The 12,490-nt window shown below is 71.6% G+C and carries 11 protein-coding genes and 1 other RNA gene; 10 read left to right on the top strand and 2 right to left on the bottom strand.

From position 1 onward, the window contains the following. Window positions 1-373 precede the first annotated feature (373 nt). From ACF061_RS32375 to ACF061_RS32390, 4 genes are all read left to right on the top strand, one after another. A complete protein-coding gene (locus ACF061_RS32375) occupies window positions 374-2,092 on the top strand; it encodes a serine/threonine-protein kinase (RefSeq protein ID WP_392270566.1) in 1,719 nt (572 codons plus the stop codon). A 173-nt stretch (window positions 2,093-2,265) separates the two neighbouring features. Further along, entirely contained in the window at window positions 2,266-3,510 is a 1,245-nt protein-coding gene (locus tag ACF061_RS32380; RefSeq protein WP_392270567.1) for a serine/threonine-protein kinase, read from the top strand. Window positions 3,511-3,558: 48 nt separating this feature from the next. Further along, window positions 3,559-4,674, top strand: coding sequence for a peptide chain release factor 2 (gene prfB / locus ACF061_RS32385; RefSeq protein WP_392270568.1), 1,116 nt, complete (start codon window positions 3,559-3,561; stop codon window positions 4,672-4,674). Window positions 4,675-4,972: 298 nt separating this feature from the next. Further along, window positions 4,973-5,839 carry a hypothetical protein gene (locus tag ACF061_RS32390; protein WP_392270569.1) on the top strand — a complete coding sequence of 289 codons (867 nt, stop codon included), beginning with the start codon at window positions 4,973-4,975 and terminating at the stop codon, window positions 5,837-5,839. Between the two features lie 94 nt (window positions 5,840-5,933). Here the strand turns inward: ACF061_RS32390 and ACF061_RS32395 are convergent, their stop codons facing one another. Continuing rightward, window positions 5,934-6,128, bottom strand: a complete 195-nt coding sequence (locus ACF061_RS32395) for a hypothetical protein (RefSeq protein ID WP_392270570.1) — start codon at window positions 6,126-6,128, stop codon at window positions 5,934-5,936. 250 nt (window positions 6,129-6,378) lie between these two features. Between ACF061_RS32395 and ftsE the strand changes: the two genes are divergently transcribed. The 6 genes from ftsE to ACF061_RS32425 all read left to right on the top strand — a co-directional run bounded on the left by ftsE (window position 6,379) and on the right by ACF061_RS32425 (window position 11,185). Beyond that, the gene (gene ftsE, locus ACF061_RS32400) at window positions 6,379-7,068 is read left to right on the top strand and encodes a cell division ATP-binding protein FtsE (protein WP_392270571.1); all 690 of its coding nucleotides are present in this window, start codon (window positions 6,379-6,381) and stop codon (window positions 7,066-7,068) included. 32 nt (window positions 7,069-7,100) lie between these two features. Beyond that, window positions 7,101-8,018: a permease-like cell division protein FtsX gene (gene ftsX / locus ACF061_RS32405; protein WP_392270572.1), complete on the top strand. Its 918-nt coding sequence runs from the start codon at window positions 7,101-7,103 to the stop codon at window positions 8,016-8,018. A 68-nt stretch (window positions 8,019-8,086) separates the two neighbouring features. Beyond that, a complete protein-coding gene (locus ACF061_RS32410) occupies window positions 8,087-9,262 on the top strand; it encodes a S41 family peptidase (protein ID WP_392270573.1) in 1,176 nt (391 codons plus the stop codon). 55 nt (window positions 9,263-9,317) lie between these two features. Then, complete coding sequence (gene smpB, locus ACF061_RS32415; protein ID WP_392270574.1) at window positions 9,318-9,797, top strand: SsrA-binding protein SmpB; 480 nt, start codon at window positions 9,318-9,320, stop codon at window positions 9,795-9,797. Window positions 9,798-9,913: 116 nt separating this feature from the next. After that, window positions 9,914-10,314: a transfer-messenger RNA gene (gene ssrA / locus ACF061_RS32420) on the top strand. Between the two features lie 610 nt (window positions 10,315-10,924). Continuing rightward, on the top strand, window positions 10,925-11,185 hold the full coding sequence (locus ACF061_RS32425) for a hypothetical protein (protein WP_392270575.1): 261 nt from the start codon (window positions 10,925-10,927) through the stop codon (window positions 11,183-11,185). On the opposite strand, the gene ACF061_RS32430 is transcribed toward ACF061_RS32425, so the two are convergent. Continuing rightward, window positions 11,163-12,455: an MFS transporter gene (locus ACF061_RS32430; RefSeq protein ID WP_392270576.1), complete on the bottom strand. Its 1,293-nt coding sequence runs from the start codon at window positions 12,453-12,455 to the stop codon at window positions 11,163-11,165. The genes ACF061_RS32425 and ACF061_RS32430 overlap by 23 nt on opposite strands. Window positions 12,456-12,490 lie beyond the last annotated feature (35 nt).

Here is a 12,490-nt window from a genome sequence, read left to right on the forward strand (position 1 = left end):
CACCGCTGACTTCCCCCCACCGCCGCGCGAGCACGTCGGCCAGTACTGCCAGCATCCTCGCACCTGCCGCTGACACCGCGCCCGCCGCCCACCGGCAAGTGATCTTGATTGGTCGGCTCTGCCCCCAAAAGTGCCTGACCGGTGCCCGGCGAATGTTTGCTTGATAACGCCTTGAGATCGGTCACGTCCGCCTCTGGGCAACCAACCGCCCCGAGTCGAGCGTCTTCCCGTCGAACATGTACGTCCTCCGCGCACCTGGCTCCGCGGGAGCCGGAGCGAGGTCGAGGAGCGGCACTACAGTGGGGCGGAACACCCGCGGGAGGCCCCGGAGGGTGGCGGGGTACAGGCAAGCAAGCAGCAGGGAGCGCATGACGTGCGGCCGGTAGGCAGCAAGTACCTGCTCGAGGAGCCGCTCGGACGCGGCGCCACGGGCACCGTCTGGCGAGCCCGCCAGCGGGAGACCGCGGGCGCCGAGGCGGCCGTGCCGGGCCAGCCCGGCGAGACCGTCGCGATCAAGGTCCTCAAGGAGGAGCTGGCGAACGACGCCGATGTCGTGATGCGGTTCCTGCGGGAGCGCTCCGTGCTGCTCCGGCTCACCCACCCGAACATCGTCCGGGTCCGCGACCTGGTGGTCGAGGGCGACCTGCTGGCGCTGGTCATGGACCTCGTCGACGGTCCCGACCTGCACCGCCACCTGCGCGAGAACGGCCCGTTCACCCCGGTCGCCGCCGCGCTGCTCACCGCCCAGATCTCCGACGCCCTCGCCGCGAGCCACGCCGACGGAGTGGTCCACCGGGACCTGAAACCGGCCAACGTCCTGCTGAAGCAGGACGACGGGCGGATGCACCCGATGCTGACCGACTTCGGCATCGCCCGCCTCGCCGACTCGCCCGGCCTGACCCGCACCCACGAGTTCGTCGGGACGCCCGCGTACGTCGCGCCCGAGTCCGCCGAGGGCCGCCCGCAGACGTCCGCCGTCGACATCTACGGCGCCGGCATCCTGCTGTACGAGCTGGTCACCGGCCGGCCGCCGTTCGCCGGCGGCTCCGCCTTGGAGGTCCTGCACCAGCACCTGAGCGCCGAACCGCGCCGTCCGTCCACCGTCCCGGACCCGCTGTGGACGGTCATCGAGCGCTGCCTGCGCAAGAACCCCGAGGAACGGCCCGGCGCGGAGAACCTGGCCCGCGCCCTGCGGGTCGTCGCCGAGGGCGTGGGCGTGCACGCGAGCGCCGCGCAGATCGCCGCCGCCGAGGGCGTGGGGGCCCTGCTCGCCCCCGACCCGGCTCCCACCGCCGTGCCCGCCCCGGACGGGGCGCCCGGCGCCGCCGGCCCCACGCAGGTGCTGCCGCAGGGCACGCCGTCGTACGACCCGAACGGCGCGACCAGCGTGCTGCCGCACACCGGCGGCCCGGCCGGCGCGGCCGACCCGACCACCGTGCTGCCCCACCACGGCGCGGCCGATCCCACCCGCGCCATGCCGCCGATGCCGCCCGGCGGGCCGCAGGGACAGCCGGACGGCTTCGGCGGACAGCCCGACCAGCCGCACCCCTGGCAGTCCCAGCTCCGCGCGGCCCGCGACCGCAACGAGCAGACCCAGTTCCAGGACCGCCTCGACCCGGGCGAGGACCCGCTGCGCCGCCGCCCCCAGCGGCAGGTCGCCCGGCCGCAGCAGCAGCCGCGCCCCCAGCAGCAGCCCGGGTACGGCTACCAGCAGCCGCAGCACCAGCCCCAGCACCCGCCGCAGCACCAGCCGCAGCCCCGCCAGTACGCACCGGCGCCGCAGCAGCAGCCCCGCCAGACCGGCCGGCCGCAGCAGTACGCGCCCCCGCCCGCGCCGGAACCCCAGCGGCCGGCCCGCGAGCCGCGGGCACCGCGGCAGCGCGGCGCCAACCCGATGAAGATCCCCGGACTCGGCTGCCTGAAGGGCTGCCTGTTCACGATCGTCATCCTGTTCGTCGCGAGCTGGCTGGTCTGGGAGCTGAGCCCGCTCCAGGACTGGATCGGCACCGGCAAGGGCTACTGGGACCAGCTGAGCTCCTGGGCCGGCACGGTGTCCGGCTGGATCAAGGACCTCGGCGGCAGCGGCAACTGAGGGGCCCGGCGCCGCCGCGGACGCGAGTTTGGATATTTGTCGACATCTGGCGGGTGATTTCCGTCTCCGCGGTGAAGGTTGGCTCGTCGGACGCGTAGTTTTATCGGCCGGGGGTCCGGGGGGTTGTCCTCCGGGTGGCGCAGCGTCGGCAACACGCGTCTGTAGGAGCAGTCTTGGCACGGAAGATCGGCAGCCGGTACACCGCGAACCAGATCCTTGGGCGGGGCAGCGCCGGCACGGTGTGGCTCGGCGAGGGGCCGGACGGGCCCGTCGCCATCAAGCTGCTGCGCGAGGACCTGGCCTCCGACCAGGAACTCGTGGGCCGCTTCGTGCAGGAGCGGACGGCCCTGCTGGGCCTGGAGCACCCGAACGTCGTCTCCGTGCGCGACCTGGTGGTCGACGGCAACGACCTCGCCCTGGTCATGGACCTCGTGCGCGGCACCGACCTGCGCACCCGCCTGGAGCGCGAGCGCCGGCTCTCCCCCGAGGCGGCCGTGGCCATCGTGGCCGACGTGGCCGACGGGCTGGCCGCGGCCCACGCCGCCGGGGTCGTGCACCGGGACGTCAAGCCGGAGAACGTGCTGCTGGACATGGAGGGCCCGCTCGGCCCCGGCGGAGCGCACCCGGCGCTGCTGACCGACTTCGGTGTGGCGAAACTCATCGACTCGCCGAAGCGCACCCGCGCGACGAAGATCATCGGCACCCCCGACTACCTCGCCCCGGAGATCGTGGAGGGACTGCCCCCGCGCGCCTCGGTGGACATCTACGCCCTGGCCACCGTCCTGTACGAGCTGCTGGCCGGCTTCACGCCGTTCGGCGGCGGCCACCCGGGAGCGGTGCTGCGCCGCCACGTCACCGAGACCGTGGTCCCGCTCCCCGGCATCCCGGACGAGCTGTGGCAGCTCGTCGTGCAGTGCCTGGCGAAGGCCCCGGCGTCCCGGCTGCGGGCGTCCGAGCTGGCGGTACGGCTGCGCGAGCTGCTGCCGATGCTCGCGGGAATGCCGCCCCTGGAGGTGGACGAACCCGACGCGGACCCGGCGGAGGAGCCGCGGGAGGAGACCCCCGCGGAGCCGTCGGCGCCCGCCGGGGAGCAGGTGCGGCGCCGGGGAGCGGTGCCGCTGGTGCGCGGCGCGCAGCCCGACTCGAACCGGGACACGCACACGTCGATGCGGGTGCCCGCGCCGGACGAGCTGGCCGGCGGGGCCCGCGGCACGGCCCGTGCCCCCCGGGCGCCGGGCGCCCCCCGTCCGGGCTCGGCCCGCCACCGGACCGCCGCCCGCCGCCGCCGGATCACACTGACCGTGGCCGGCGCGCTGCTCGCGGCGGCCGTGGCCGCGGGAGCCTGGTGGGCCACCTCCGACGACGCCCCGGGAGCGCCCGCCCAGGACACCAGGCACTCCGCCCCCCAGTCGCCCTGACCCCGCCGCCCGGCGCTGCCCGCCCGACGGAGCCGTTACGCTGGAGGCGTGGCAGTCGTCGATGTATCCGAAGAGCTCAAGTCCCTCTCCTCGACCATGGAGTCGATCGAGGCCGTTCTGGACCTCGACAAGCTGAGGGCAGACATCGCCGTGCTCGAGGAGCAGGCGGCCGCGCCGTCCCTGTGGGACAACCCGGACGAGGCGCAGAAGATCACCAGCAAGCTCTCCCACCTCCAGGCCGAGGTCAGGAAGGCGGAGGCGCTGCGCGGACGGATCGACGACCTCGCCGTCCTCTTCGAGATGGCCGAGGAGGAGGACGACCCGGACACCCGCGCCGAGGCCGATTCCGAGCTGGCCGCGGTGAAGAAGGCGCTCGACGAGATGGAGGTCCGCACCCTCCTGTCCGGCGAGTACGACTCCCGTGAGGCGCTGGTCAACATCCGCGCCGAGGCCGGTGGCGTCGACGCCGCCGACTTCGCCGAGCGCCTCCAGCGGATGTACCTGCGCTGGGCCGAGCAGCGCGGCTACAAGACGGAGCTCATCGAGACGTCGTACGCCGAAGAGGCCGGCATCAAGTCGACCACCTTCTCCGTCCAGGCGCCGTACGCCTACGGCACCCTCTCCGTCGAGCAGGGCACGCACCGGCTGGTGCGCATCTCCCCGTTCGACAACCAGGGGCGCCGGCAGACCTCCTTCGCCGGTGTGGAGATCCTGCCCGTCGTCGAGCAGTCCGACCACGTCGAGATCGACGAGTCCGAGCTGCGCATCGACGTCTACCGGTCCTCCGGCCCGGGCGGCCAGGGCGTGAACACGACCGACTCCGCGGTCCGCATCACCCACCTGCCCACCGGCATCGTCGTCTCCTGCCAGAACGAGCGCTCCCAGATCCAGAACAAGGCCACGGCGATGAACGTCCTCCAGGCCAAGCTGCTGGAGCGGCGCCGCCAGGAGGAGCAGGCCAAGATGGACGCCCTCAAGGGCGACGGCGGCAACTCCTGGGGCAACCAGATGCGCTCCTACGTCCTGCACCCGTACCAGATGGTCAAGGACCTGCGCACCGAGTTCGAGGTCGGCAACCCGGAGGCCGTGTTCAACGGCGAGATCGACGGATTCCTGGAAGCCGGTATTCGCTGGCGCAAGCAGCAGGAACAGCAGAGCAAGTAAATAACGGACGCTTTGTCGACAAGGCAACTGCCGCTCAGGGAGCGGCGGTTGCCTTTTTCGTGCCCGGGTGACCGGGTTTTGCATCACACTCACATCGCTCTTCCTCCGGCAAAGAGCGCGTACCCGGACATCGCTCACGCAACGGCCTTGACGTTGCTTTGAAATATGGAAGGGTGAAGCGCGGCATGCGTATTCACGGGGCGCATGTGAACCGGGGGGCTCATCGTTCAGCTACCTCCGTCGATCACGGCCTCGAACGCTGCCTCATTGACGAACAGCTACTGGGGGTAGCAACTACATGACGAACAAGACGCGGATCCGGGTCGCGCGCATAGCCGCGGGTGCGCTGGTCGCCGCGGGTGCGTCGCTGATGGTGGCCGGTGTCGCTTCGGCCGACCCGGTCGAGTCGCCGTCGCCCTGCGACATCGTCGCCGACCCGACCTGCCCGGACCCGGGCCCGTCCGACCCGGGTCCCTCCGACCCCGGCCCGTCCGACCCCGGCCCGTCCGACCCGGGTCCGTCCGACCCCGGTCCGTCCGACCCGGGTCCGTCCGACCCCGGCCCGTCCGACCCGGGCCCCTCCGACCCCGGCCCGTCCGACCCGGGTAACGGCAACGGCGGCAACGGCAACAACGGCGGCCAGGGCAACAACGGCGGCGGCAACGGCGGCAACGGCGGCCAGGGCAACAACGGCGGCCAGGGCAACAACGGCGGCGGCAACGGCGGCCAGGGCGACAACGGTGGCCAGGGCGGCAACGGCGGCGGCTCCGGCGACAACGGCGGTCAGGGCGGCAACGGCGGCGGCTCCGGCGACAACGGCGGTCAGGGCGGCAACGGCGGCTCCTCGACCGGCGGTTCCACGGACGGCGGTTCCTCGACCGGCGGCGGCTCCGGCACCGGCGGCTCGGACACCACCGGCGGCACCTCTCCCAACGGCGGCGGCAACCACACCGTCCCGCAGGAGCAGGGCACCGCGGCCCTCACCGACACCGGAGAGGTCTCGAACGCCGCCCCGCAGGCCAACGGCAACGGCAAGCAGCTCGCCGAGACCGGCGCCGGGGAGACCACGTTCCTGGTGATCGGCGCCGCGACGATGATCGCCGGCGGTGTCGGCTTCCGCTTCCTGCCGCGCCTGGTGGGCGGCCGCGGCGGCGCTGCCGCCTGAGCGTAGCCACACCCCCACGGGGCGTGTCCGGCAGTTGACGCACGAGGAGCCCGGAGCTCACCGCTCCGGGCTCCTCGCTTGCGGGCCCCGCGTGCTACGCCGCCTGGTGGGCCAGCAGCGCCACCGCGGCCACCAACACCGCCAGCAGCGCTATCAGCGCCATCGGGTTCAGTCCCGCGAAGAAGTTGTTCTCCTGCTGCAGCCGCTCGCGGTTCGCCCGGCACACCGGGCACCGGCCCTCACTCACGGGCGCCGCGCAGTTCGCGCACACCAACCGGTCGTACGTCATGCGCTCGCCCTCCTTGCACCGGTCACACCTGAACAACGCCCGCCGACACGCGAACGTTCCCCCCTCCACAATGCCAGGTTCCCCCGTTTTCAGCGCGGGGTCCCCTCAGGCCCGTGCGGCGCCGCCGGACGACGAGCGACGGCGCGGACAAAACGTACAACTGTTCCGCAACCCAGACCGGCGACTGCGCAGCCGCACCCGACTCGCGTATGGTCACGCTCATCTACCCCCGGCGACCCGTGGTGCATCCGTGATCCGATTCGACAATGTCTCCAAGGTCTACCCCAAACAGACCCGCCCCGCCCTCAGGGATGTCTCCCTGGAGGTCGAGAAGGGCGAGTTCGTGTTCCTCGTGGGGTCCTCCGGCTCCGGAAAGTCCACCTTCCTGCGGCTGATCCTCCGCGAGGAGCGGTGCAGCCACGGTCAGGTGCACGTCCTCGGCAAGGACCTCGCGCGCCTCTCCAACTGGAAGGTGCCGCAGATGCGCCGCCAGTTGGGGACGGTGTTCCAGGACTTCCGCCTCCTGCCCAACAAGACGGTGGCGGAGAACGTCGCCTTCGCGCAGGAGGTCATCGGCAAGTCGCAGGGCGAGATCCGCAAGTCCGTGCCGCAGGTGCTCGACCTCGTCGGGCTCGGCGGCAAGGAGGACCGGAGGCCGGGCGAGCTCTCCGGTGGTGAGCAGCAGCGCGTCGCCATCGCGCGGGCGTTCGTCAACCGGCCCAAGCTGCTGATCGCCGACGAGCCCACCGGCAACCTCGACCCGCAGACCTCCGTCGGCATCATGAAGCTGCTCGACCGGATCAACCGGACGGGCACCACCGTGGTGATGGCGACCCACGACCAGAACATCGTGGACCAGATGCGCAAGCGCGTCATCGAGCTGGAGAAGGGCCGCCTCGTCCGCGACCAGGCGCGCGGCGTCTACGGCTACCAGCACTGAAGAGTCCACTCGGAAAGGCCTGACCAGACGCCATGCGCGCCCAGTTCGTCCTGTCGGAGATCGGTGTCGGTCTCCGCCGCAACCTGACGATGACGTTCGCCGTCATCGTCTCCGTCGCCCTGTCGCTCGCCCTGTTCGGCGGGTCGCTCCTGCTGAGCGACCAGGTCAACACCATGAAGGGCTACTGGTACGACAAGGTCAACGTCTCGATCTTCCTCTGCAACAAGAGCGACGCGGAGAACGACCCCAACTGCGCCAAGGGCGCGATCACCGAGGACCAGAAGAAGGCGATCCTCGCCGACCTCAAGAAGATGTCGGTGGTGGACGAGGTCACCTACGAGTCGCAGGACCAGGCGTACAAGCACTACAAGGAGCAGTTCGGCAACTCGCCGCTGGCCAGCTCCCTCACGCCGGACCAGATGCAGGAGTCGTACCGGATCAAGCTGAAGAACCCCGAGCAGTACCAGGTCATCGCCAGCGCCTTCAACGGGCGGGCCGGCGTGCAGTCCGTGCAGGACCAGAAGGGCATCCTGGACAACCTGTTCACCCTCCTCGGCTACCTGAACATGGCCGCGCGCGCGGTGATGGCCGTGATGCTCACCGTGGCGATGCTGCTGATCGTCAACACCGTCCGCGTCTCCGCGTTCAGCCGGCGCCGGGAGACCGGCATCATGCGCCTGGTCGGCGCGTCCGGCTTCTACATCCAGGCGCCGTTCATCATGGAGGCCGCGGTCGCCGGGCTCATCGGAGGCATCCTCGCCTCCTCCTTCCTGGTGATCGTGCAGTACTTCGTGATCGACCACGGAGTGGCGCTGTCGACCAAGCTCCAGCTCATCAACTTCGTGGGCTGGGACGCCGTCCTCACCAAGATCCCGCTCATCCTCGCGGTGAGCTTCCTGATCCCGGCGCTGGCCGGATTCCTGGCGCTGCGCAAGTACCTGAAGGTGTGACGGACACCAAGCGGGGCCGTGCGTCGACCGGACGTACGGCCCCGACGCGTTGTCCTAGACTCGCCGCCATGTCAGGTCATGACCCGTTCCGCCAGCCCCGCCGCGGCCGTGCGGGGGCGACCCTGACACTGGTCTTCGCCGGTGTGCTCGTGGCCGGCGCGGCCACCGGTTCGCTGCCCGGCTCCCGGGCCGGCGACCGTAAGTCACCGGCTCAGACGGCCCGTTCGGCCTCCGCCGGCCACCACGAGCAGGTCGCGCGGGCCGCCGCCGAGGCCATGGCCGACGGCAAGTCCCCCATGGAGGCCGCCGAGCGGGCCGTCAGCCGCAGCGGCGACCGCTGGGGCGCCGTCTACTCCCCGGGCGACTACGAGGAGTTCCAGGAGGCCCTGGACGGCCAGTACACCGGAGTCGGCCTGTGGGCGCGGCGCGAGCGGGACGGCCGGATCGAGATCGCCAGGGTGCGGACCGGCTCGCCCGCCGCCGACGCGGGTATCCGTGAGGGCGACCGGCTGCGCAGCGTCGACGGCGAGAAGACCGACGGGCTGCCCGTCACCGAGGTCGTCTCCCTGCTGCGCGGCGACGCCGACGACGCGCCCGCCGGGACCGCCGTCACCCTGGGGCTCCAGCGCGGCGACCGGGTATGGACCCAGACCCTGCGCCGGGCCCGCCTGTCCACGGACTCCGTCACGGTCCGCCGGCTCCCCGACGGCGTGACCGTCATCCAGATCGCCGCCTTCACCAAGGGCACGGGCGACCGGGTCCGCACGGCCCTACGCCGCTCCCCGGCCGCCTCCGGGATCATCCTGGACCTGCGCGGCAACTCCGGCGGCCTGGTCACCGAGGCGGTGACCACCGCCTCCGCCTTCCTCGACGGCGGCCTGGTCGCCACCTACGACGTCGACGGCGAACAGCGCGCCCTGCACGCCGAGCCCGGCGGCGACACCACGCGCCCGCTGGTCACGCTCGTCGACGGCGGCACGATGAGCGCGGCCGAGCTGCTCACCGGCGCCCTGCGGGACCGCGGCCGGGCGGTCGTCGTGGGCTCCCGCACCTTCGGCAAGGGCTCGGTGCAGATGCCGACCCGGCTGCCCGACGGCTCCGTCGCCGAGCTCACCGTCGGGCACTACCGCACTCCGGCCGGGCGGAACGTGGACGGCCGGGGCATCACCCCCGACCTCACCGCGGGCGGCGACGCGGTGAAACGGGCCGAGACGGTGCTGACCGGTCTGGGCGATCCGTCCTGACCGTGCGGGAGGGCTTTTCGCGCTTCCGCTCGTTGGTGCAAAAATAGTCGGCACTATGGCTAAGGAAAAAGGGCGCAAGCTGATCGCGCAGAACAAGAAGGCGCGGCATGATTACCACATCCTCGACACCTACGAGGCCGGCCTGGTCCTCACCGGCACCGAGGTGAAGTCGCTGCGTCAGGGGCGGGCCTCGCTGGTCGACGGCTTCGTGCAGCTGGACGGTCACGAGGCGTGGCTGCACAACGTCCACGTGCCCGAGTACAGCCAGGGCACCTGGACCAACCACAGTGCCCGGCGCAAGCGGAAGCTGCTGCTGCACCGGCTGGAGATCGACAAGCTGGAGTCGAAGTCCCAGGAGACGGGTCACACGATCGTGCCCCTCGCCCTGTACTTCAAGGACGGCCGCGCCAAGGTGGAGATCGCCCTGGCGAAGGGCAAGAAGGAGTACGACAAGCGGCAGACGCTGCGCGAGAAGCAGGACCGCCGCGAGGCGGACCGGGCGATGTCGGCGGTCCGGCGCAAGCAGCGGGCGTAGCCGGGGTCCCCGTCGCCCGGGAATAAGCTGGCACGGACCCACGTTGGTCACGTACGATGGCACAAGCACCGCGAGACGGTGCGGCCCCCTCTCCGGAGGGTTTGAAAAATCAACATGGGGATGATCGGTTTCGACAGCGGCTGTCGAAGCAGGGGAAGCGTGTCGAGGAAGCGGCCATGATCTCGTAAACCACAGGCCGAAAAAAATAATCGCCAATACCAAGCGCGATTCCTCCCAGCAGGCCTTCGCCCTCGCTGCCTGATCTCAGGTAGCGATCGCGAGCCTCCTATAAAGGGAGTGTCAGCCCGGGGCTGTTCCCGACCCGGATCCTGGCATCGACTAGGGGACTAAACCTTGATCCCGGTCACGGGGTGAAGAGGGAAACCAAACAGTGACTGAGCCCGTCGGAGACTTGTCCGCGTGATCTCCGGGGCCGAGAAAATCGAAGCGGACTGCACACGGAGAAGCCCTGGTTCCGCACCGTTGGACGCGGGTTCGATTCCCGCCATCTCCACCAGCTGGAGCTGGGGGCGCAGCCCCCAGACCCCCGCACCCCATGTGGCCAAGGCCCCGTCGCTTCCGAGCGGCGGGGCCTTCGGCATGTCGCGATCGGCTCCTCCCGGGGCCGGCCAGTCTCTCGACGGGTCGGGCCGGCCGGCTTCCCGCTCCCGAGCTCTGGGATCCCTTGTTTCGCACCCTTATGCGAAGTGTGAAGTGATAAGGGTATTGCGCGAGTTATGTGGATATGATCAGCGGGCGCGCTGAACGCGCTCTCCCTCCAAGGACGTTCCGGGCCCCATGCCTTCGGGGCCCGGCCCGAGCCTGAAGGCGGCAGCCACCGGGATTTCCGGCTGCCCCGTCGGGAGGGAGGGCGCCGATGGGGCGCCACCGGAAGGCAGAGCCGAAGGAGAAGCCTCCGTACCAGCGGATCCTCGCAGTGATCCGGGAGTTGTGGAGACGGCTCTGCGGGCGATGACCGGCAGTCCTCATCAGGCCTGAGGAGTCCCGGTCGGCGACCGCCTGTCGGTGAGAAGGTCCCCGCTTGGATATCCGGTCCGGGCAGGGGCCTGCCCCCTCATGGAATCACACCGGGTGCCCGGGTGGCACTACGCAATGCGGAGGACCGGTTGAACACGTTTGCGGTGCTCCTCGGCGCACTGGCCTACCTCGCCCTCGGCATGGCGTTCCTCACCGGGGCCGACTGCACGGTCCGCGTCCTCGTCACGGAGTTCGACGAGGACACCGGCGAGCCGTGCCTCGACCGGCGCCTCCTGTTCGCCCTGTGGGCCGCCCTGCTCGTCCTGTGGCCCCTGGTCGCCGTCTACGGCGTGGTGCCCCATGTGCACTACCTCGGGCACCGGTTCCTCACCTGGCTCGTCCGTCGCTGACCTCCGTCCCCGTCCGGCCACCGGAGCGGAGGGCCGCCCCGGCCGACGAGATCAGCAGCGCCACCGCCGCGGCCGTCACCGGCACCGCGTAACCGGCCGTCGGGGACAGGTGCTCCACCGTCCAGCCGCCGACCGCGCTGCCGCAGGCGATGCCGCCGAACAGACCCGTCACCGCGAGCGTCATGCCCTCGTTGAGACGGCCCTCGGGGGTGCGCTGCTGGACCAGGGCCATGTTGGTGACCATGGTGGGCGCGGTCGCCGTGCCGGCGACGAGCAGCGCCCCGGCGAGGACGAGGACCGAGCCGGTCAGCGCGGCGGCCAGCAGGGGCAGCGTCATCATCGCCGTCATCGCCGCCACGCACCACGGCAGTCGCCGCTCCACCGGACCACTCGGCCGCAGCACCCCGTACACCAGCCCCGCCACGCACGACCCGGCCGCCTGGAGGCCGAGCGCCACTCCCGCCGCCGACCGGTGGCCCTGCGCGTCCGCGAACGCCACCGTGACCACCTCCATGGCCCCGAAGACCGCGCCCATGGCGAGGCAGACGGCGAGCTGCGCGGGCATCCCGGGGGCGCGCAGCGGCGCCTTCGCGGGCGTGCGGGGCCTGGGCGGCGGCTCGGTCGAGCGCTGGGCGGCGAACAGCAGCACACCCGTCATGAGCAGCGCGGCGCCGGCCAGTGTCCCCGCCTCGGGGAAGAACGAGCCGGTCAGGAAGGCCGCGAGGACCGGTCCCAGCATGAAGCACAGTTCGTCGACCGCCTGCTCGAAGGAGTTGGCGGTGTGCAGCGCCTCGGGGTCGGACCTCAGCAGGTGCGCCCAGCGGGCGCGGGACATCCCACCGGTGTTCGGGATGGTCGCGGCGGCGGCGTAGGCGACGAAGAGCGTCCAGTCGGGCGCGCCCTCGCGCACGCACAGCACCAGGGCCAGGCTGCCCAGGACCGCCGAGACGGTGGCGGGCACGGCGACGCGGGCCTGCCCGTACCGGTCGACCAGCCGGGCGATCCAGGGCCCGGCGGCGGCCGTCGTCGCCAGGCCGGTGGCGGTCACGGAGCCGGCGAGGGCGTACGAGCCGCGCGCGCCGGCGATCATGACGACCGCGCTCACGCCGAACATGCCCATCGGCAGCCGGGCGATCAGGTTCCCGGCGGTGAAGGCGAGGGCGCCGGGGACGGCGAGGAGACGGCGGTAGGGATTGTGCGGACGGCGCCGGGGCGGCCGGGACGGCGGGGTCCGCTCGCCGGTCGCGGCGGCGGGGGTCGGCTGGGGCATGCCTCCTACGGTCGGGCCGGGACGATCAAGGGGTC

This window comes from Streptomyces sp. NPDC015220 (genome assembly GCF_043079345.1).
Lineage (GTDB): Bacteria > Actinomycetota > Actinomycetes > Streptomycetales > Streptomycetaceae > Streptomyces.

Bases quoted from the DNA above. Each gene is read 5' to 3' on its own strand.
- ACF061_RS32390 (WP_392270569.1), top strand. From the start codon at position 4,973: ATGACGAACAAGACGCGGATCCGGGTCGCGCGCATAGCCGCGGGTGCG.
- ACF061_RS32395 (WP_392270570.1), bottom strand. From the start codon at position 6,128: ATGACGTACGACCGGTTGGTGTGCGCGAACTGCGCGGCGCCCGTGAGT.
- ftsX (WP_392270572.1), top strand. From the start codon at position 7,101: ATGCGCGCCCAGTTCGTCCTGTCGGAGATCGGTGTCGGTCTCCGCCGC.
- ACF061_RS32410 (WP_392270573.1), top strand. From the start codon at position 8,087: ATGTCAGGTCATGACCCGTTCCGCCAGCCCCGCCGCGGCCGTGCGGGG.
- smpB (WP_392270574.1), top strand. From the start codon at position 9,318: ATGGCTAAGGAAAAAGGGCGCAAGCTGATCGCGCAGAACAAGAAGGCG.
- ACF061_RS32430 (WP_392270576.1), bottom strand. From the start codon at position 12,455: ATGCCCCAGCCGACCCCCGCCGCCGCGACCGGCGAGCGGACCCCGCCG.